12 protein-coding genes are annotated in these 22,329 nt (G+C 62.7%); 11 read left to right on the top strand and 1 reads right to left on the bottom strand.

Annotated features, from left to right (window positions below):
• Positions 1–14 precede the first annotated feature (14 nt).
• The 6 genes from ACPYOD_RS01475 (at position 15) to ACPYOD_RS01450 (ending at position 16,977) form a co-directional block, all read left to right on the top strand.
• A complete protein-coding gene (locus ACPYOD_RS01475; RefSeq protein ID WP_481299953.1) occupies positions 15–12,758 on the top strand; it encodes a hemagglutinin repeat-containing protein in 12,744 nt (4,247 codons plus the stop codon).
• Positions 12,755–13,180, top strand: a complete 426-nt coding sequence (locus ACPYOD_RS01470; RefSeq protein ID WP_481299952.1) for a hypothetical protein — start codon at positions 12,755–12,757, stop codon at positions 13,178–13,180. Before ACPYOD_RS01475 ends, ACPYOD_RS01470 begins: the two co-directional genes overlap by 4 nt.
• 95 nt (positions 13,181–13,275) lie before the next feature.
• Entirely contained in the window at positions 13,276–13,557 is a 282-nt protein-coding gene (locus ACPYOD_RS01465; protein WP_481299951.1) for a hypothetical protein, read from the top strand.
• Between the two features lie 1,147 nt (positions 13,558–14,704).
• Positions 14,705–15,205, top strand: coding sequence for a DUF2247 family protein (locus ACPYOD_RS01460; protein ID WP_481299950.1), 501 nt, complete (start codon positions 14,705–14,707; stop codon positions 15,203–15,205).
• Positions 15,206–15,423: 218 nt separating this feature from the next.
• Positions 15,424–15,912, top strand: a complete 489-nt coding sequence (locus tag ACPYOD_RS01455) for a contact-dependent growth inhibition system immunity protein (protein ID WP_481299949.1) — start codon at positions 15,424–15,426, stop codon at positions 15,910–15,912.
• Between the two features lie 348 nt (positions 15,913–16,260).
• Complete coding sequence (locus tag ACPYOD_RS01450) at positions 16,261–16,977, top strand: hypothetical protein (protein WP_481299948.1); 717 nt, start codon at positions 16,261–16,263, stop codon at positions 16,975–16,977.
• A gap of 625 nt (positions 16,978–17,602) precedes the next feature.
• Here the strand turns inward: ACPYOD_RS01450 and ACPYOD_RS01445 are convergent.
• Positions 17,603–17,935: a hypothetical protein gene (locus ACPYOD_RS01445; protein WP_481299947.1), complete on the bottom strand. Its 333-nt coding sequence runs from the start codon at positions 17,933–17,935 to the stop codon at positions 17,603–17,605.
• A 137-nt stretch (positions 17,936–18,072) separates the two neighbouring features.
• On the opposite strand from ACPYOD_RS01445, the gene ACPYOD_RS01440 reads away from it, so the two are divergent.
• The 5 genes from ACPYOD_RS01440 to ACPYOD_RS01420 form a co-directional block, all read left to right on the top strand.
• The gene (locus ACPYOD_RS01440) at positions 18,073–18,390 is read left to right on the top strand and encodes an STAS domain-containing protein (RefSeq protein WP_481299946.1); all 318 of its coding nucleotides are present in this window, start codon (positions 18,073–18,075) and stop codon (positions 18,388–18,390) included.
• Between the two features lie 10 nt (positions 18,391–18,400).
• On the top strand, positions 18,401–18,763 hold the full coding sequence (locus ACPYOD_RS01435; protein ID WP_306850379.1) for a response regulator: 363 nt from the start codon (positions 18,401–18,403) through the stop codon (positions 18,761–18,763).
• A gap of 39 nt (positions 18,764–18,802) precedes the next feature.
• Complete coding sequence (locus ACPYOD_RS01430; RefSeq protein ID WP_481299945.1) at positions 18,803–20,770, top strand: chemotaxis protein CheA; 1,968 nt, start codon at positions 18,803–18,805, stop codon at positions 20,768–20,770.
• A gap of 320 nt (positions 20,771–21,090) precedes the next feature.
• The gene (locus ACPYOD_RS01425; protein ID WP_481299944.1) at positions 21,091–21,606 is read left to right on the top strand and encodes a chemotaxis protein CheW; all 516 of its coding nucleotides are present in this window, start codon (positions 21,091–21,093) and stop codon (positions 21,604–21,606) included.
• 80 nt (positions 21,607–21,686) lie between these two features.
• A partial coding sequence (locus ACPYOD_RS01420) for an MCP four helix bundle domain-containing protein (protein WP_481299943.1) occupies positions 21,687–22,329 on the top strand: 643 nt, incomplete at its 3' end.

Genomic DNA, 22,329 nt, shown 5'->3' with positions numbered 1-22,329 from the left:
CAAGGGGCAAGGTCATGACGACGAACAAGGCAGTGATGGGGCGCCCTCAGGGCGATGTGGCGATCTCGGCGGTGCGTGCTCTCGCGCTCGCGATCGCATTGGCGGCGCTGGGTATCCCGGTGGTGTCGTGGGCACAACAGGTGCCCGACGCCGCGGCGGGAGCACATCGACCCAAGATGGATTCGGCGGCGAACGGCGTGCCGGTGGTCGACATCGTCGCGCCCAATGCGAGCGGTGTGTCGCACAACAAGTACCAGCGCTTCGACATCGACCAGCGCGGCGTGATCCTCAACAACAGCGCGAGCATCGTGCAGACGCAGCTCGGCGGCTATATCGCCGGCAACGACAATCTCAACGGCGGCGCCGCTTCGCTGATCCTCAACGAGGTCACTTCCGGCTTGCCCAGCAGCCTGCACGGCTACATCGAGGTGGGCGGCAAGGCCGCGCCGGTGGTGATCGCCAACCCTTACGGCATCACTTGCGACGGCTGCGGCATCATCAACAGCCAGCGCTTCACACTTACCACCGGCACGCCGGTATTCGGCGGTAGCGGCAGTCTCGACGCCTTCCACGTGACGGGCGGCAGCATCGCCATCGGCAGCGGTGGCCTCGACGGCTCCGTGGTGGACCGTACCGACCTCATCGCCCGCGCGGTGCAGGTGAACGGCCAGCTTTGGGCGAAGGACCTGAACGTCGTTGCCGGCAGCAATGACGCGAACTATGCGGACGCGGGCGTTCGCGCCCTCGGCGCCGACGCGAGCCATCCCGCCGTGGCGATCGACGTCGCGGCACTCGGCGGTATGTATGCGGAGAAGATCCGCCTCGTGGGTACCGAGGCGGGCGTCGGTGTGGTCAGCAGCGGCGCCATCGCGGCGCAGGCGGGCGACCTGACCCTGAGCAGTGCGGGGGAGGTGCGTCTTGGCGGCACGACGGTGGCCCTAGGGAATGCGTCGCTCGATGCCAATGGTTCGGTGAATGTGGACGGCACCTTCGGTACGCAGAACGGCAATGTCGCGCTGGTCACGCGTGGTGCGCTCGGTGTCTCCGGCCGGGTGATCGCAGGTGGCGCACTGGCTGTCAATGCGGCGGGCGACATCGATGTGGCCGGCCGCCTCAGCGCGGGCGGGAGTCTCGCGGTGTACGCGGCGCAGGCGTTGCGCAACAAGGGTCTGCTTTACACCGACAGCGCCTTCGACCTGCGCACGGGCACGCTTCGCAACGAAGGCACGATCTATGGCCTCGGCGGCGGTCACCTTGTCGTGGGTGGTCTCCTGGATGGCACTGCGGCGAGCACGCTGCACGCGGGTGGCGACCTCGCCGTCGATGCGGGCACCGTCAACAGCAACGGCATCGTCGATGCCGGTGGCGCCCTCGGCTTGTTCAGCCGCGGCTACGCGAACCTTGCGGGCGCGGTGCAGGGTGGCGGCAACGTGGCGGTCAACGCGGCGAACCTGTTGAACAACGCAGCGGTGATCGTTTCCGGCGGCCGCCTCGATCTACAAGCGGCCCGCGTGGCCAACCTGTCCTCGGCCACCGTTTCCTCGGGCGGGGACCTCGCGGTCAACGCCGCCGGTGAATTGCTCAACCAGGGCACGCTGTACGCGGCAGGTGGCGTCGCCGTGGGCGCGGCATCGCTGACGCAAGGGGCGCAGGGTCAGCTGTATGGCGTGCGTAGCGCGCAGGTGACCGTCGCCGGCGATCTGGTCAACGACGGCAGCCTCGTGGGCGGTAACGGCCTGACTGTCCACGCGCGCGGTATCGCCAGCAGTGGCGAGCTGGGCACGCAGCAGGGCGACGCTTCCGTGGCTGGTGCGGCGGACATCACCCTTGCCGGAAACACGGTGGTGGGCGGCAAACTGAGCCTGTACACCCCGGGCATCCTCCGTCAGCAGGGACAGCTGACCACGGGCGATGTCGATATCGATGTCGCCTCGGCAGAGAACAGCGGTGAAACGTACGCACGGGGCAATGCGCAGCTGCACACCGCGCACGACCTGGCCAACACCGGTTCGCTTTACGCCGACGGTCGGCTTGTTCTCAATGCCGACGGCACGGTAAGCAATGCCGGTACCTTGCACGCAGGAACCGACCTCGACATTCATGCTGCTTCGCTCGACAGCACGAAGCAGATCGATGCCGGTCGCGACGTCGCCATCGACGCGCAGGCGATGCATCTCGCGGGTAACGTACAAGGTGGTCGGGATGTCGCGCTGACCGCTGCCGGCACGCTGGACAACGCCGCCACGGTCGTGGCCGGCCACGATGCGGCACTGCGAGCCAATGCACTAAGGAACACGGGTGCCGTCTCGGCGGCTCACGATCTGACGCTTGGTATCGCCGGCGACATCGATAACGCAGGGCAGCTCTACGCCGGCCGTGCGCTCGAAGTGGACGCCGGGAGCATGACCATCGGTACCGGCGGCTCGCTGAGCGCTGCGGATACAGCTGCTTTGCATCTGGGCGGAGCCCTGGCCAGTGCGGGCAGCGTGGTGGGGGCGCAGTCGCTGACCGTCGATGCGGCGAACATCGATTCCAGCGGCTCGCTGGGTAGCACGCTGGGGGCGGTGGCGCTGACCACGCGTGGCGACCTGCATCTCGGTGGCGTCGCTTCCGCCGCGACGACGTTCAATGCCCGCTCGGCGGGCAACCTCCTTCTCGACGGCAAGCTCACCAGTGTGTCCCTGAACCTGGCATCGGCCGGGTCGATGACGCTCGCCGGGTCGATCTATGCCTCCGGGAACGCGGTGCTCGATGCCGCGCAGGGCATGGCGCTCGGTGGCGATGCCTATGCCGACGGCGCCTTGTCGGTCCACGCCAATAGTATCGATCAATCGGGCACGACCCATGCCGGTAGCGACCTTGGCCTGAACGCTACGAGCATCGTCACGCGTGGAACGCTCGATGCGGGCAACGACCTGGCCCTTACTGCCGATACGGCGTCATTGGGTGGCCATGTGCAGGCGGGCCGCGACGTGCGCGCGGACGTTTCCGGCACGTTGTCCCAGGCGGCGACGGTGGTCGCCGCGCGAGATGCCATCGTCCATGCCACGCGCTTCGACAGCGCGAAGGGTTCCGCGATCAGCGCGGGAAGCGACCTGGCGCTCGTGGCGTCGCAGGATGTCGTCAACGCGGGTCTGCTCTACGCAGGCAACGTGCTTTCGCTGGACGCGGCGAGCCTCGGCCAGACAGCCGATGGACAGGTCAACGCGGCGAAGAGCCTCACGCTGGATATCGCAGGTGCGCTCGACAGCGCGGGTGCCATTGTCGGCGGCACCGGCCTCGACATTCATGCGGGCAGCCTGAGCAGCACGGGGCAGCTCGGCAGTACAGGCGGCGACGTCTCCCTCGTCACGACGCAAGGCGACCTTTCGCTGGCTGGCACCACTGTCGCCTCGGGCCGGCTGGACGCGACGTCAGCCGGTTCGCTCACGCAGACCGGTGCCATGAGCGCGAACGAGGCAAAGCTGATCTCCACCGGAGACCTGGTTCTCGGGGGCGACACGTCGGCGAGTGGGGCGCTGGTACTGGAAGCCGGCCGGAATCTTCATAACACCGGCAGCGTTTACACGGCCGGTACGCTCGGCCTGCATACGGCCGGCGATCTGGACAATCGCGGCAGCGTGGCCGCCGAGCAGAACGTCACCGTCGATGTCACTGGCGCTTTCACGCAGGATGCGAACGGCAAACTGCAAACCAATGGCTCTCTCTCGGTCACGGCCGGGACTATCGATAGCAAGGGCGCGTTGGCGAGCGCCCACGACCTGTGGTTGGCAGCGCGGGGTGACATAGGTCTCGCGGGAACCACCCAGGCGGGCGGCGTGCTCGGCATCGACACGGCAGGCGCCGTGAACAACGCCGGCCAACTCCTGGCCTCGACGGCCTTGTCGGTCATGGCGGGAAGCATCGGCAATGGCGGTGCGATATCGACCGACGGCGCGCTCGACCTTCAGGCCGCGGGTGCACTCACCAACACGGGCGGCGCCTATGCGGGGCAGAAGCTCACGCTTGGAGCGAACAGCTTCACGCAGGGTGCCACGGCCGAACTTTCCGGCGCGGACGACCTGACCATCGACGTAGCCGGCGCGGTCGACAATGCCGGCAAGATCGTCGCCGCGAAATCGCTCGATCTGAAGGGCGGAAGCGTCTCCAGTATGGGTACGCTCGGCACGCAGCAGGGCGACGTGCGCTTGCAGGCGCGGCAAGGCGACCTCGTGCTGGGCGGCACGGTGGTGTCGGCGGCGGGGCTGGACGGCTCGGCTACGGGCGCCATCCGCCAGAGCGGCCAACTCGCCGCCGTGGACTTGAACCTGCATGCCGACGGTGACCTCGCTACGCAAGGCGACATGGCCGCGCAGACGGCGTCGCTTACCAGCGGTGCCACGCTCTCCCAGGGCGGCACGTTGTCCGCGAACACGATCGCGCTCGACGGCATCGCGGTAACGAATGGTGGACACACGCTTTCCACGGGCGACCTCACCGTGCACGGCGGTACCGTGGATGTAACCGGTGTGTTGGGGGCCGGCGTCAAGGACGACGGTACGCTCGCGACGGTCGGCGATCTTCATGTGTCCGCCGACACGACACTCAGCGCCCGTGGCAGCCTGCTTGCGGGTCATGCGCTGGACGCGCAAGCGAACGCTCTCGACCTTTCCTACGGCACGCAGCGTGCTGGCGCCGACGCCAGCCTCGTCGCGAGGGCGGGGAACATCGACCACACGGCGGGTGACCTCGCCGTGGGTGGTGCGCTCACCGCACAGGCGAGCGGTGCGCTGGTGAACCGTGGTGTTGATGGCCATGCCGCGCGCATGCAGGCGAACACACTGCTGTTGAATGCCGCATCCATAGACAACGGCCGCGGCCAGCTGTTGCAGACAGGCAACGCAGTCTGGACGCTGAGCACTGCCGGCACGCTCGATAACACCGGCGGCACAATCGCAACCAATGGCAATGACCTGACCGTGCACGGCGCACGCGTGGTCAACAAGGGCGGCAGCATTGAGCTCGCCGGCACCGGCCTGCTCGACGTCAAGGCCGGCCAGGACATCGACAACAGTCAAGGCACCCTGGCCGGTAACGGTACGACGCGTGTCACGGCCGCGACCAACCTTCTCAATGACGGCGGCCTGATCAACGCCCACGGGACCACTACCATCTCCGCCGCTTCGCTGAGCAATACCGCGAACGGCGCGATATCGGGTAGCACCCTTGGCGTGACGATAACCAACGGCGTGAACAACGCCGGGGGACTGTTGCAGGCGACTACGGGAGATCTCTCCCTCACGGCGGCCGGCCTCTCCAATGCAGGCGGCACGATCCAGTCCGCTCCCGGTAGCGTAACGCTGGGTATCGCGGGCACGCTCGACAACGGCACGGGAACCATCGCGGCTGGCACGCTCGCCAGGCTCAATGCCGCCCGGATAACCAACGCTGGCGTTATCGCCGGTGGGCAGCTCAACGTACAGGCTACCGACACCCTCACCAACGTGGGCGGCCATCTGCAAAGCCGCGGCGCCATCGACCTGCGCGCCACCAACGGTCTCAACAATAACTCGGGCAGCATCGAGGCCAACGGTGCCACCACGCTGAATTCGGCATCGATCTCCAATGTCGGCGGCCGTATCGCCAATGCCAGTGCCGCGCTGACCCAGATCACCTCGGGTGGTGGCATCGACAACCGAGGTGGCACGCTTGGCGGGCAGGGCGACGTCAACCTCTCCGGCACGTCGATCTCGAACGCGCAGGGCGGCACGATGGTCGCCGCGGGCACCATGACCCTGGGTACGGGTCAGCTGGATAACAGCAACGGCACCGTCTACGCCGGCAATACCTTCAACTTCGTCAATGCGGGCGCATCGGCCATCAACGCGGGCGGCAAGATCACCGCGGGCCGCCAGCTCAACCTCACGCTGTCCAGCCTGAACAACAGTGGCGGCACCGTCCAGGCGGGCATCGACGGCGTGGCCGGTGTCGGCAACGTCGTGCTCGACATTCGCAACCTGGTCGGCCAGGGCACCATCGTCGCCAACAATACGCTGGGCATGCACCTAGTGGGCGACTACATCCAGGCGGCGGGCTCGAGCATCAAGGCCAATGGCGGTTTCAGCCTCGCCGTGGACGGACAGTTCGTCAACAACGGCAGCATCCAGGCGGTGAACGGCCTGACGATCAGCGCCGCGAACATCACCAACAACGCGGGTGCGTTGCTCAACTCCGCCAATACGCAGCTCAACACCGGCGGCACGATCGCCAACGCGGGCAGCATCCAGGGCAATACCGTCGGTATGAATGCCGGTGTGGTGAACAACACCGGCAGCATCATGGGCGGCAATGTCACCATCCAGGCCGGCACCGTGATCAACGGCGCCGACTTCGGCCAGGCCACCGGCAATGCCGCGTACCAGAGCGGCACCATCGCCGCGACGAACAGCGTCGACATTTACACGAATTACCTGCTCAACCGCGATGCGCAGATCTTCAGCCTGGGCAACATCAACGTGGCGGGCGCGGCGCGCAATGGCCAAGGGCTGTTCGCGACACGCGCCGGGCAGATAGACAACATCTCCGGATCGATCCAGGCGCAAGGCAGCATCCTGCTGGCGGCGAACCAGATCAACAACGTGCGCCGCGTGTTGAACACGACCGAGCATGTGCTCACGGCAGAGGAATCCGCCGCTTCGCAGGCCTTGCCGCGGTCCGACTACAAGCATGCCATCAACAAGGTGCAGGAATACGAGACCTACACCGAGTACCACACTATCCAGGAGACCGTGGTCAACGCTGCCAGCGCGCAGTCGCAGATCCTGGCCGGCGGCAACATCGCCTTGTACGGCTCCGTGACCAACAACACGTCCACCATTGCCGCAAATGGCGCGCTGTGGGTGAATATCGCGGGTGCCGGCGGCGGCACCGGCATGGTGTTCGGCAACGAGAATGTCGCCAACCAGTCCCTTGCTGCGGGTCGCACCATCCAGCAGGTGGCCGTGACCCACCACATGGGTTGCGGCACTGACTTCGATCTGTGCGAACAGGGCGGCGGCGAAGAAGATTCGTATAGCTATCGGCCGAACACCGACCCTTCGACTTACCTGCACGACAACTACACCGCACTCGGGACGGTGATGACCGGCGCGGGTGGCGTTTCCATCAGCGGCCAGACGGTATCTAACGGCGGCGTTACGCCCGACGGACGCTCCGTGGGGAACACGCGCCTCAACCCGAATGCGCAAGCGATCGGCCTCTCGTCGGTAAACAAGGGCAACGCACAAGGCGCGGCAGGTCTTCCGGTGGGCGCGCAGGTCGATCCCGCCACGGGCCATGCACCCCAGGTGCTGGGCGGCGCGGGCCAGCCACTGGCGGGTGTGGTGCTTCCGACGGGCGGGATCTACAGCGTTCGCGGCGGCAGCGGCGGCGAGAGTGTGGCCGTGGACGGCCCGCCCTCGGGCGCCCAGCTCGCCGCGGCATCCGGCGCCGTGGGTACCTCGGTGAACGGCGCAGGTGCGGATTCGCTCTCCGCGCTGGCGAATGGCGCCTCCGCGCGCCGTGTCGGCCTGATGGGCAACGCCTACCTGACGGCACTGCTCGGACATCCGCCGAGTGGCAACTACCTGATAGAGACGAACTCGCGCTTCGTCGACTACAGTCAGTTCATCAGCAGTGATTACTTGCTGGACCAGCTCGGACTGGATCCGGCACGGACGATGATGCGTCTGGGCGACGGCTTCTACGAGCAGCAGCTGGTGACCCAGCAGGTGACGCAGCTCACCGGCCGTACCTACCTTGCCGATTACTCCAGCGGCCTGGAGGAATACCAGGCGCTGATGAGTAACGCCACGCATGTGGCCCAGGCGATGAACCTGAGCGTGGGCGTGGCACTCACGGCCGAGCAGGTCAGTGCACTTACCCAGGACATCGTCTGGATGGTGCAGCAGAACGTCGACGGACACGAGGTGCTGGTGCCGGTGGTTTACCTGGCCAGTGGCAACCTCGGGCTCACCACGCAGGGCGCGGTGATCGCCGGTAAGGACGTCAGCATCGATGCGTCGGGCAAGCTGTCCAACGACGGCCTGATCCGCGGTGAGAACAGCACCTTGCTCACGGCACAGGATCTGCTCAACAGCGGCCGCATCTCCAGCGACGGGCTTACGGCCATCAGCGCCACCGGCAACATCGCCAACATCAACGGTCGCATCGACGGCGCGGGCGTGAGCCTGATCGCCGGTGGCGATATTCGCTCGGAGAACGTGGGCGGCCTTGCCGGCCGGGGTATGGAAGGAGCGAGCATCACCGCGACGCAGGGCCTGCAGATAAGCGCAGGCAACAATCTGTCGCTCGACCATACCAAAGTCGCGGCAGGTGGCGACGCGCTGCTGACGGCAGGACACGACCTGGCCCTGAGCGGGCAGGGTGTATCGGCGGGCGGCAGTCTCGCCCTTGCGGCCGGCAACAACCTGTCGATCACGTCCAGCGTCACCACGACTCATCCCTACGCGTGGAGCAATACGCTCACCGGCACCCAGGTCGACGGTCTCACGCTCAATGCAGGCAAGGATCTTTCCCTGGTCGCCGGTAACGACATGACGCTGTCGGCCACCACGCTGAAGGCCGGCGGAAACGCGGCACTGCAGGCAGGTCACGACCTCACCCTGGGTGCGGTGCAGAGTGGCACACGCTGGACGACGCAAACCACGGCCAGCGGCATCGACGCCGGCGGCTCGCTCTCGCTGCAGGCCGGCCACGACCTCGGTGTGCAGGCTGGCACGCTCAAGGCCGGCGGCGACATGGCCCTGCTGGCCGGCCACGACCTGTCGTTGACGGCTACAACCAACGGCACGTCGAGCAAGGTCACGCATGACGTGACCACCCTCGACGCCGGCGGCAATCTCGCCGTGGCCGCCGGGAACAATGCCCTGCTGGAAGGCACGCAGATCAAGGCCGGCGGCACGGCCGCACTGCAGGCGGGGAACGACCTCGACCTGACGACGGTGACGGATAGCACCACCAGCACGAAGAGCTGGAAGGAAGGGAAGAAGCGGATTACTGAGACGACGACGGACGAGACCGTCCGCGGGGTGACAGTGGACGCCGGCACCGGCGTGCAGATCGCCGCCGGCCACGACGCCACGCTGGATGCGGCGACGGTCGCGACCAAAACCGGCGACATCACCTTGGCGGCCGGGCACGACCTGACGCTCGCCGCCGAAGACGAGACGCATACGGTCGTCACGGATACCAAGAAAAAGAAGAGCGGACTCTTCAGCAGCAAGACGACCACCACGCACGACACCAGCGAACAGACGCTGGCCGTGGGTACGTCGCTCAGCGGCGACAACATCCACATGGTGGCCGGGAACGATCTGACCGCCATGGGAGCGACCGTCCAGGCGACGGGCGGTATCGCCGTGGCGGCAGGCCATGACGTCAACCTGCTGGCCACGACCGACACTTACAACGAGACCCACGACAAGACGGTCAAGAAGTCCGGCTTCACGCTCAACCGAGGTGGCGGCATCGTCCAGGCGGGCAAGAAGACGGTAACGAACGACGACACCGCGCAGCACGTCGCCAACGGCACGCTGCTCAGTGGCGACTCGATCTCGGTCGCCGCGGGCCACGATGTGCTCGGCGAAGGCGCGAAGATCGCCGGCACACACGATGTGGTGGTCGCAGCGGGTAACAACCTCACCCTGACCACGGCGGTCGACATCTACGACGACAGCCACAGCAAGACGGTCACGAAGACGGGTTACTCGCAGAGCGGCATGAACGAGCTTTATGGGCAGGCGAAGGACAGCCGCTCCGAGAGCTCACATCAGGTAACCCACACGGGCAGTGTGGTCGGTTCTACCGACGGGCAGGTGACGTTGACGGCGGGTGGGGGTCTGCACTTGACCGGTACGGACGTCATCAGCAAGACCGGCACGACGATCGTCGGCAAGAACGTCACGATCGATGCGGGTCTGGACACGTTGGATACGGTGCAGTCGCAGAAGCATAGCGAGGGTGGCATCACGGGTGGCCTGGGTGGCGCCGCTTATGAGTTCGCCATGAATGCCTATGACTCGGCGAAGCGTGCCGGCGGCAGCGACGACGATCGCCTGAAGGCCTTGTATGCAGCAAGGGCAGCGTACGAAGCACACGACGCGGTCGGGGCTGTCGGGAGCTTCAGTGGCGTCACCGATGCCCAGAGTGCCGCGGGAGCCGCGGGAATCAATATCCAGGTGGGTATCGGTGGTAGCAGCGCGAGCAGCAAGACCACCACCCATGACAGCACGTCCTATGGCGGCCACATCACCAGTGGCGGCAATGTCACCATTGGCGCCACCGGTGGGGATCTCACTATCATCGGCGGCGAGGTCACAGGTAAGAATGTGGCGTTGGCCGCGACCAACGACATCAATCTCCTGAGCCAGTCGGAGGAGCACAGCCTCAAGAACGATTCGAAGAATGCCGCAGGCAGCATCGGCGTCAGCTTCGGTTCCGATGGCTTCGGCATCTACGCATCGGCCAGCGTGGGCAGCGCGAAGGCCCACGGCAATGGAAGTACCTACGCCGAAACGACGATCAATGCGGACGACAAACTCACCATCGTCAGCGGCAACGACACTACGATCGAGGGTGCCCAGCTGAAGGGCAGCCAGGTCGTAGCCGATATCGGTAACAACCTGACGATCCGCAGCGAGCAAGATACCGACGACTACGCCAGCAAGTCGATGCTGGCTGGTGGGAAGCTCATGGTCGGCATCACCCAGAGCGGCTTGGTAAGCGGTAGCGCCTACTACGCCGCGAGCAAGGTCGACAGCCACTACACCAGCGTCAACGAGGTCAGCGGGATCAAGGCCGGCGACGGCGGCTTCCAGATCGACGTTGGCGGCACTACCCATCTGGTAGGTGGGCAGATTGCCAGCACGGCAGACGCGTCAAAGAACGTGCTCAGCACGGGCGACCTAGTCTGGGAGGATCTGCACAACGAGTCGAAGTACAACGCCAGCCAGGTGAGCTTCAGTGGTGGCAGCACGATGGCGAGCAACGTGGCAGGTGCCATCGGTGCTGCGATCTCTATGGCCACCCCGCAGCATGGGAATAGTAGTAGCGACACCAAGTCTGGCATTGCGGCTGGGACGATCATCGTTCGGAACGATCCGGGGAAGGATCTAAGCGGGCTTGATCGGGACCCGACGCTTGACGATGCGGCGCTGAAGAACAGCTACGACGCCAAGAAGGTGGCGGAGCAGCAGGAGCTAGGTGCTGTTGCCGGATATGTTGGCATGCGAAGCGTGGGAGCGATTGCTCAGTACATGCAGGATCACGCGACAACGGATGAGGAGCGAGATGCTTGGGCGGACGGGAGTCGCAACAAAGTCATCCTTCACGGGGTTGTCGGCGCTGCGATGGCGTCCCTAGGCGGTGGAAACGGCGCGCTGGGCGCGTTGGGAGGTGCGTCTTCAGAGGCCGCCTCGAAGGCCATGCAGGACTACCTCGTTTCGAGCGGGGTCGTCCCTGGTTCCGACGAGTGGAAGACGTACATGGAGCTCGGATCCGCTGCGATAGGCGGCGCGGTTGGAGGAAGTTCCGGCGCTAAGGCGGCACTCGATGGTGAACTCTATAACCGCCAGCTTCATGAGACTGAAAAGCAACGAATCGAGCTACTTGCCGGTGGTGATAAGACGAAGGAGGTGCGTCTCAGCGCGGCAGCGTGTGCTTTGGTGCATTGCTCAGCAGAATATGCGAAGGACTCGCCGGAGTATGCGTACTACTCAAAATTAGAAGCTGTTGGTAACGGTGACGACTACGCCTCAGAACGTCACCTTTTAGAGGGACAGTCGTTCCAGCGAATGGGAGTAAATGTTGATGGCAAGGCGACGCCATCTACAGAGTATTTGTTTGCCTATGGTCCTGGCGACCGTGTTGCTGATGGCCTCACCTACCTCAATAACAGTTACGGGCATCCCTTTACTCGTGCAGGCGGCGTCGTTCAGGCGATCGGCGGCGGAGCCACTGCGTTTGGGGGAGGCGTCCTCGCCGTTGGCGGAGCCGCTTCATGCCCAGAATCGCTGGGCACCGGCTGTGGGGCTGCAGTTGTTGGCGTCGCTGCAGCTGGTTGGGGTGTCGATCAGTTCCAAGCGGGCACACGAACCACCGTAACGGGTGCGTCGACCCCGACGTTTGGGGGAGCGGCCATTGCCAACGCATTTGGAATCTCTGAAGGTGCGGGTGAGCTCATATATGGCGCACTTGGCGCCGCCGGAACCTTGACTGTTGCAGGAGCGCTCAGTTCGGCGAACCGCGTAAAAGAAGGTGCCGAGCTAGTTAACGCGGAATCAACCACTATTCTGAACTACAAGCCAAGTTCGGGAGTGATTCTGCAATCTGAGGAGGGAAGCACCACTACTGTTCTTGGCTCGTACACGAATGACATGAAGTCAGTGGTGACAGAGTTGGGGAATGTGAAGAGCACCGATCTAGGGCCTAGGGCTGGTGGCTTTAACGTCTTGAATGTTCCCGATGATCTGTACGTGAACCCTCAGCAGTTCTGGGCGGACTACAATCAGCCATGGCTTGCGAACGCGATCGATCGCGGTGATACCTTTCTGGCGGCGACTCGTCCAGGTTTCGATGTAAGAGACGTTAAGACGGGATTTAGTGTCCTGGCTCGGCCTAATGAGGCGACGAACATGATGGAGTTGTCGGGGTTCGGGCGCGAATATTTGATGCTCAAGCGAGCAGGTTATGTTTACAAAGACGGGAAGTTTGTGAAATGAGCGAGAGTTCGAGCTTGGCCGCGATCACCCGCATGTGTTGGAAAAAATTGATCTCAGATCACGATCTGAGTGTGATTGACGCTGGAACGAACAACGTCCTCCTTAAGGCGTCAAAGTATGCCATCGACATTATTGCTGATAGGGACGGCGTGAGCATGATATACCTGAACACCAGCGAGAAGCCGGTTAGGGGGTACAACCTCTTCCTTTTTCTGCGTGCTACCCGCGGTGATCAATTGAGCTTTTTGGCCAAAGAGCCAGTGACCACAACTCGCGCAGAGTGGCTCGAACTCCATGTTGGACTTCTGGCTCAGCATCTGAACGACGCGGGGCAGGATATTTTGACGGGGTCGAAGACCTGGATTAGGAGTTATCCAGGGACTCCGGTTCAGCCCGCAACCGAGGTCGCTGGATTGATCTGAGAGACGCGCGAGACATTCTTCCTAAGTCAATTGAGAGTCTGAATGCACGGATAGATCGCGCTCAGTCATCCCGCCATCGAACTGAGGATTACTTAGTGAAGTCTATACATGCATCAGTTGAGTTGGGGATCGTGGTCAGGCGTGAATGCCTGAAAGAGAGGGGTGTGGGGCTGGATGAGTTGTATCGTTGTATGGACACTACTTCGCCCTTCGACATAAGCGAAGAGTTGGTCTCATTTGGTCCTTTGTTCGGAATTGGAGCGCAGCGCGAATTCGTGCGACGTCTCGAGAAAATTGGTTTCCTCTATTTTGAGGATTTCTTTGAACTCAATATCGACCATCCAGAATGGTGCGAGTTTTTGATCGCGGCTAAGTAGGATGCTCCTCATCGTGGCCCATGGGGTCGTCTTCGCTACTTTTTCCTTCGTGACTTCAGTGACAGTCACATATGTCCGTCGCTTGGTCGAGGATAGCCTCGTACGATGGCTGGATATCCCGCTGCCAGTACATCGCCGCTGCGAATTGGGTATGCCTTATATTCACGGCGATAGGGAGACAGCAGGATGCGGCCATGGCTTTAAGAACTGCACTTGGCGATGCGAAGTCTCTCTCTCAGTGACCTGCGCCTTCCTGCCTAGCGGTCGATCGTGAATGGACGACGACCTCCGTTCTGCGGACGATATCGATCACCTTGGCGGCTCAAAGTTCCTTCTGGCCATGCGTGGAAGTTTAAAGCGGGTGAGATGAGACAGCCTGCGAAGGAGAGTCGTGAACTGGCAGGGCTCAAAAGTGAGGCTTAGCAGATCGTTACGTGTACTCGCTCTAGGTGGCGTTTTTGCGGTTGCGTTTTTTGTGCTGATCATGGCTATCGTATACGTTCGTTGTCTCATCGATGGCATTGTTTTCAGGTTCGAAGTCGCCTGGCCGATCGCGCTTAAGAACGGCCAGTTTATTGGGTTCATCGCGATAATCTTGACCGCGATGGGAGGGCCTGGGCCTCGGAAGGGGCGTTGAAGAATTCTAGTCCTGCGGCATGCATCTGGTCCGCTCGTGCCAAGAGAATCACGGATTTACCGTGATTAGCTCCTGCGCGCAGCGCAGTTGCATGGTCTAGAGCTATGTCGTTGTGAATGCTATTGATAAGGTTGTGCAACCGAAGATGAGAATGTTGGAGTCATGAGGCTGATCTTCGGAGGTTGTGATTATCCTCAGTGCGGGTTTCTCACACTGCCAGGGGTCGCTGCAGTCTTGAAGAGAAGCAACTTAGAGTAGCAGTGGCGCTGCAGAAGACTGCCTCTGCGTGATCCCGTCAGAAGCGGAGTGCGTTTGGCTTGCCACTGCACTGACGAGGTGCGCATCCCCCCTGAATCAGGGGCGGCAGTAAAGGGGGGCAGTGCTTCAACACTTTTCGCCGACGCCGTCAGGCTTCGGTAGCCAGGTGGGCGAGCTCTGCTTCGCAGTGGCGGATCATGCAATTGGCGTTACGAGGCGATAGCGAGGTGTCACGAAAAATTGAGGTGAACGATGGAAGTGCCGTTGACAGGTGGGTTTTGCTTCGCGGAAGCGCCTGGGATGAAATGGAGCGAGCTCGGATGCGGACTGGATAGAGGCCTTATCAGCCCCAGAGGTGTCGTCGAATACGCCAGCGATAGCCTGTCGCAGGACTCATCAGATGCTCACTATGATCTGGCTGGCCTAGGTGGGAATGATTCCGACGATGTGAAGGACATGATGGCTCGCTTGATCAGGCCGGATAGCTCGGAAGATCGGATGAAGGGTCTATGGATATATTTGACGCTTCTTTGGGTGTATCGAAATCGGGACGCTTACGACAACGTTTTTGTAGTGGCCGAATGTCTGTATGCGGACTTTGATTATCCCGAATGCATGTCTTCAATAATTCGCTACATGCCGCCCGAACACCCGGGAAGTGGTGGAGAAAGTCAACTCCTGGAAAACTGGGGTCTGTTATTGGAGAGACTTCGCAGGGACCTCTTTGCGGAGTCAGATTCTTCCAAGGGATGACTGCGTGGTTTGTCAGCAAGGCTTCTCGCGGGGTGAAGTTTTCACAGTACCGAGTTGACTTTCCCAGAGACCTCTTGGTAATGAGGGTGAGCGACGCAGATGAAGGCCCAACTGAGTGGCGTTAAGCGCGCGAGCAGCTCAGATGGCGATCACCTGAAGATCGGTTGTGCCGCCAAGACCGCGCATAGACGTCAAAGTGGTTGCAGGGGAATGATGGAATGTTGAAAGAGTCTAAAGCTGCTAGCGTGGTAATGAATGAGATGTTTATTTGCATTGAGACCTACTCTGGTCGTGGCCTGATGGGAAGGGATCCCGATGGCGTTTGTGAGTTCCACGAGCTTGATACGCCGAGCGTCACGCTGGGATCCTCGTTGCGCAAAGCGGTGGACGCCAGTCGGTGGATCTCCTTGGACGAATACCCTCTGTTCTTCGACACCGAGAGATTTAAGGAAATTAATCGAGGATGGGCCGAGGCGGCATCGGGGCGCTTTGGCTACAAGTCGAAAAAAGCGCTGTTCAAGAAAATGATGAGTTGCTCGGTGCGCTGCGTTGAGAGTCTTGTGACATTGCGCCCTAGTGTGCATGTGAAGCTGGAAGCGTGGACTGGTGATGGTATCGATCCGTCACAGTACGTCGAGGTGTCGTTGCAAGAGAATGACGATGTGCTGGGAGAGCGCGTGCGGATGGCTCTATCTCGATGCAGATAGACGATTCAAGGATAAATTCCGAGGCTGATTTTTTACCTTTAGCTGGAGAAGTCGCTGGGGCTTTCGTACTACGGATGTAACTTTCATGCGCTTTGGGACACGCTTACCAGTGCGGGTGCGCTATAGACGCACTGGTACTTCGGACGCACCCGGCACAGCCTGCCTCCACACCCCAGGAAGCGGCACCACCCGACTTCCCGCAGAGTGCGCTGCAGGCGCGACGGTGAATGACAAGCCGGCGAGCATGATCCTGGATTTGAGGGTTCAGCCAGGAGGCGCCGCGGCTGCCGATCAGCTGATAGAGTTCGGCCGAGCTCGCGGCGTGACCGTTGTTGTCAAGGAATTCAAATGAAAAAGTGTCTCGAAATCATCTTCACCGGAAGGCAAGTTGAGGCGGCACGTTTGTGGGCGTTTATTGCCGACCAATCATGGGTATCTGGGCAGGTTTTTCTCTTTGGTCAAGAAGTGACGCCGAAAGTGCTGGAGAAGCGATTAAGAGCGAAGGGCAACATGGGGTTTGTGATTGAATCGAGTGGTCTGGTTTGGGACTTTGCGACCGTCGCTTCCTGGGATCATCAGATGTTTAGAATCAGCAGTGACGATTGGCGGTTGCTTGACCTTCAAGCGGTCGTGCGGTCTCTGTTTGAACAGGTGCCGTCGTTCGTGCAGGGATATTCATTCGTCTACGATTATTATCATTGGCAGAATGCGAGGGACTTGCTTGAGTTCGAGGGGTCCGGTATTGACATCTCAACCTTGAAGCTTGTCGATAACGGGGTGCCTTCACCTCTCAACGCTTTGGTAGTCGATACATCCCAAAATCCGATGCGACGAGTTCTTCGCAAGGGTTATGTTGAAATGGTCGCTTCGAGGATGTGGCTTTCGAATAGGGTTTTCCAGGTCCTGGGGCGCGATCTTGACCGCTCCGCGTTGAATCCTGGAGAGTTTCAGGTCGTCACGGACGGCGATCTTCTCCATGTTGAGTACCTGCTTGGTGATTTCAGATCAGCTGCCACAGCTGACGCTCAGAATGCCCTGCGCCGCGCTGTCTTTGGGGTTCAATGACTGTCGGTGCGCGAAGCGCCAATGAAGTGACCGGTTTTTCGTAAGCCGCTGCGTAGAAGCATTGTCCGCGCGCCGTTCAAATTCGGCGGGTGGAAGGTGGTCGGTCATGCCAAGGCGCGGCGCGGCTGACACCCGTACGCCAGGGAACGATGTTGCGCACCCACTTGCTGCAGCAGTGGTACGCGCTGTCCGATCCGGCAGCACGACACCACCTCCATGCGCCGGTTCGCCCGATTGTCGTTGTTGCAAGCGATTGCGATGAAACGACGATCCAGAATTTTCGCCATCCTCCAGAGCGGCACGGTCTGGCCGCACGGAATGTTTGAAGCCGCCAATGGTCGCCTGTCACGCCGCGGTCTTCTGTTGTGCCAGGGTACGACCATTGTGGAAAACGTAGTAACCGGGTGGGCAAAGTCGAGCGAGGGTATTGGTAGATGAAGGCTCAACTAAGTAGCCGACAACTAGAGAAGCTGCGGGAGCTCTGTCTTACTTTTGGAGCCGATCTCTCGTTAATTGCTAAGGCGCAACTAGGTACCGCTACTTCGGATGAAGTGGATATATTGTGTGAAGTGATAAATGACGAGTTTCTCGTCAAAGGAATAGATGACGACTTCGAGGCAAACGATTACGGGAAGGAGATGGAACTGTTGCTGGACGCGGTCAATACCGTCAGGTTGCGGTAGGAACCGGTACGCACCGCTTCCGCGGCCGTCTTGATCAAGCTGTCGGGAATGTACGTGTTACGCGCATCTATCAGTAAATAAAGCAGGCCGCCGAAGGCGAAGAACAGCACCACGGTCTGCACCACGGAGAGCGACACGAACAACTGCCACAGAAGCGATTTGCTTTTCACCAGGAGTCCCGCTGGGACCGCAAGCGGCGCGGCACGCCGGAACTCGAGCGTGCCCGGGATGGTGTCGCCGTGCGGGCCGGGATAAGGATTGCGACCGGTTCGCATGGTGGCACAGCTGGTATCGGCGTCGCTGCAGGGGGCGTCGACATGCCGGCTACCCTAAAGCTTTCCCCCACCAAGCCGATAAGACCATCGAACGACCCCCCGGGCGATGCGCGCCAAGGGTCCCAACGGTACGGACGATGGCGAAGAAATCCTCCAAAGACGCCCCTCGCGCCCCGCTGGCGCTGGATGCCGACCTGCGTATCGGCGCGGCGCCCACACTCCGCGACACGCTGTTGGGTGTCCTGGCTGCCGGCCAGCCCGTCGAACTCGACGGTGCGTCCGTGGCCCAGGTCGATACGGCCGCCCTGCAAGTGCTCGCGGCGTTCTCCCGCGATGCCCGTGCGGCGGGCCTGCCCGTCGCCTGGACCGGTGTCAGCGATCCTCTCCGGCGCGGCGTGGCCGTGCTGGGCCTTGATGCTTTGATCGAACTGCCGGCCCACGCCGGCGTGAACTGAAGGTGCTCCGATGGCAAAGATTCTTGCGGTAGACGACTCGGCCTCCATGCGCAGCATGGTCGCTTTCACCCTGCGTGGCGCGGGCCATGACGTCGAAGAGGCCGACAACGGCCAGGCGGCGCTCGACTCGGCCGGCAACCACAAGTTCGACCTGATCCTTGCCGACGTGAACATGCCGGTGATGGACGGCATCACGATGGTGCGCGAGATCCGCACGCGTCCGGGTTACAGCGGCGTGCCGATCCTCATGCTCACCACCGAGTCCAACCCGGAAAAGAAGATGGAAGGCAAGGCCGCCGGCGCCACCGGTTGGCTGGTGAAGCCGTTCGACCCCGACCAGTTGCTGGCCACCGTGGCCCGCGTGCTCGGTTAATCCGTACCAAGACGTTCCGGCAATCCAGGATCCACCCCCATGTCCAAAGTCGATCTGGCGCAATTCCACAAGGCGTTCCATGAAGAGAGCCTCGACGGTCTCGACGCCATGGAGCAGGCGCTCCTCGCCTTGGACGAGGGTGCCGACGATCCGGAACTGATCAACGTGGTGTTCCGTGCCGCCCACTCGATCAAGGGTGGCGCGGCCACGTTCGGTTTTACCGATGTGGCCGCCTTCACGCACGTCGCCGAGAACCTGATGGACGAGGTCCGCAGCGGCCGCCGTCCGATGGAAAAGGCCGTGGTGGAGCTCCTGCTGCGCTCGGGCGACACCGTGCGCGACATGCTTGCCCTGTCGATGGCCGGCAAACCGGCCGCCACGGCGGAAAGCCAGGCGCTGCTGGCAGAACTTTCGGCCATGGTGTCCGGTGGTGCCGCTGCGGCACCTGCCGCAGCGAAAGCCGCCGCCCCGGCCGAAGCCATCGAAGGCTGGGACATCGCCTTCCGTCCCTTCGACTACCTGCTGAAGACGGGTAACGATCCGGCCCGCATGTTCCGCGAACTCGGCGCCCTCGGCCCGCTTCGCGTCGAATGCGATGCCGGCAAGCTTCCCGCGCTGGCCGACATGGACGCCTCGTCGTCCTACCTCGGCTGGACGCTCCACCTCGATGCCGGTGCCAAGCGCGCGGCCGTCGAGGGCGTGTTCGATTGGGTGGACGGCGATTGCGATCTCACCCTCACGCCCCGCGTTGCCGCGCCCGCGCCGGTCGCCGCCACGCCGGCAGCCCCGTCCGCGCCGCGTGCCGTGCGCGACGTGGCCACGAACAGCGAAGCCAGTTCCGTCCGCGTCGGCATCGAGAAGATCGATACGCTGATCAACCTCGTGGGCGAACTAGTCATCACCCAGTCCATGCTCAGCCAGTTCCACGACGGTGTGGACGCATCGCAGCTGGAAATGCTCCGCCATGGCCTCGCCCAGCTGGGCCGCCATACGCGCGAGCTGCAGGAAAGCGTGATGAGCATCCGTATGCTGCCCATCAGCACGGTGTTCAACCGCTTCCCGCGCCTGGTCCGCGACCTGGCGCAGAAGCTGGACAAGAAAGTGGTGCTCGACCTGCGCGGCGAGACTACCGAGTTGGACAAGACCGTGCTCGAGAAGATCGGCGATCCGCTGGTCCACCTCGTGCGCAACGCCATCGACCATGGCCTGGAAGTGCCGGCCAAGCGCCTTGCCGCCGGCAAGTCCGACACGGGCACGCTGCGCATGGAGGCCTTCCATCGCGGCGGTTCCATCGTGGTGGAAGTGGCCGACGACGGCGCGGGTCTCAACCGCGACGCCATCGTGGCCAAGGCTGTGCAGCGCGGCATCATCGCTTCGGGCGACGGCATGTCCGACGACGCCGTGGCCGAACTGATCTTCGAGGCGGGCTTCTCTACCGCTGCCGCCACCACCGATCTCTCGGGTCGTGGCGTGGGCATGGATGTGGTCCGCCGCAACGTCATGGATCTGGGCGGCACCGTCGCCATCCGCAGCACGCAGGGCAGCGGCACCACCTTCACCATCACGCTGCCGCTCACGCTCGCGATCATCGACGGTCTCACGGCCGCGGTGGGCGAGGAGACCTACATCGTGCCGCTGGTGTCCATCGTGGAATCGGTGCAGGTGAAGCCGGATGCCGTGCGCAGCGTGGCGGGTGGCGGCGAGCTGTTCCGCTTCCGCGATCATTGGCTGCCGATCGTGCGCTTGTTCGACGTGTTCGGTTGTGATGGCCGCCGCCGCGCCGTCGACGAAGGCATCGTCATCGTGGTGGAAGGCGAGGGCACCCGCATCGGCCTGTTCGTGGACGAGTTGATCGGCCAGCAGCAGGCGGTGGTCAAGTCGCTCGAGGCCAATTACCGCCGCGTGGCCGGCATCTCCGGCGCCACCATCCTGGCCGATGGCTCCGTCGCGTTGATTGCCGACGTGACGGGCCTCGTGCGCATGCAGGGCCGCCGCAAGGCGGCCTGACAAGGGCTCGCATTGGGGCACATGGGTTCTCCCACCGGCAGCCGTGCTCTGTGTGGCAGCCGCTTCAGCGGCGATGGGGGCTCGCGGCAAGCAGGCCCGCTGCCGCGGGATCGCCGGCATAGCCGGCTCCCACAGCCGGCTCTCACAAGGTTCCTGTAACCGAGTCCTTCGGGGCTGCTGTGGCCGGCTTTCACAGGGCCGCGGCTGTACCGGAATGGTCCTTCCACCGCGTCCAATTCCCCCTCAAGTCCCCGCGGCCGCGGCCGATACCCCAAGGGAAGGGGTCCCGAACCGCCGATCCGATCCGCCGTGGGAACGACATGAACGAGCACGCCAATACCGCCAGCGCCGCGTCCGACGAGGCCGCGCAATACCTCACAGTGAACCTCGGCAACGAGGAATACGGCGTCGATATCCTCGCCGTCCGCGAAATCCGCGGCTGGACACCGGTCACCCGCATTCCGCAAGCCCCGTCCTACGTCCTCGGCGTACTGAACCTCCGCGGCGCCATCGTTCCGGTGCTGGACCTGCGCCTGCGCTTCGGCCTGGACCGCGAGGAATACACCGCCACCACGGTCTGCGTGATCGTCATGGTCGCCGGTCGCCAGTTCGGCGTGGTGGTGGATGCCGTCTCGGACGTCGTCGATGTCGCGCCGGGTGCAGTGCGTCCGGTGCCGGACATGGGTACGACCGTCGACACCGAATACCTGAAGGGCCTGACCTCCGTCGGCGAGCGCATGGTGCTGCTGCTCGACGTTGATCGCCTGCTGCAGCCGCAGGACGCCCAGATGCTGGAGGCCGCGCTGGCCTCTACGGATGTAAAAGCCGTCGCCTGAGCCGCCGACGCGAGGGGGTGCCAGCCCTTTCGCGTGTAACCCCGGTTCGCCCTTGTCGCACTTTGCCGATTGGAATCGCAATGAAGAAGTTCAAGTTCAAAATGCCCGCCCTGACCGTCCGAGGCCGCCTCTACGGAGTGCTTGGCCTGCTCGCGCTCATGCTCTTCGGTGGTGCGGCCATTGGCCTCGGCGCCATGCACTTCCAGAACGAAGGCATGCGCCAGATCTACGAGGAAGAACTGGTGCCGGCTGAAATGCTGACGCGCATCAACTCGCAATCGCTCATGTCGTTCGTCGTCCTCGGCGAGGCGGCGGCAAAGGTCGGGAGTCCTGATCAGGTAAAGCAGAAGGTCGCGGAGTTCCAGAAGTACCAGGAAGAGATGAACGCGACGAAGGCGGCCTTCAACAAGGTGCCGATGTCTGCCGACATCAAGAAGCTCTACGACAAGTGGCAGTCGACCAACGACGACTACGCCCAGGCCAAGTCCGACATGGTCGACGCCCTGAACCAGGGCGACCAGGGTGCCACCGACGTGCTCGAGCTGCAGGTGCGGCCGTTGCTCATGGATCGCCAGAGCCAGCTCGGCAAGCTGATCGAAGCCAAGCGCGCGGAAGCCGAGACCATCTTCGCCCGCGAAACGGCGCAGTACAAGGCCGTTCGCGCTTTCAGCATCGCGGCCCTGGTGATCGGCCTCGTCGTCTGTCTGACGATTGCCGTCCTCG

Source organism: Luteibacter sp. HAY1-4A, assembly GCF_056755355.1.
The sequence above is the reverse complement of the archived record's forward strand: the minus strand, read 5'-3'. Positions and strand labels throughout refer to the sequence as shown.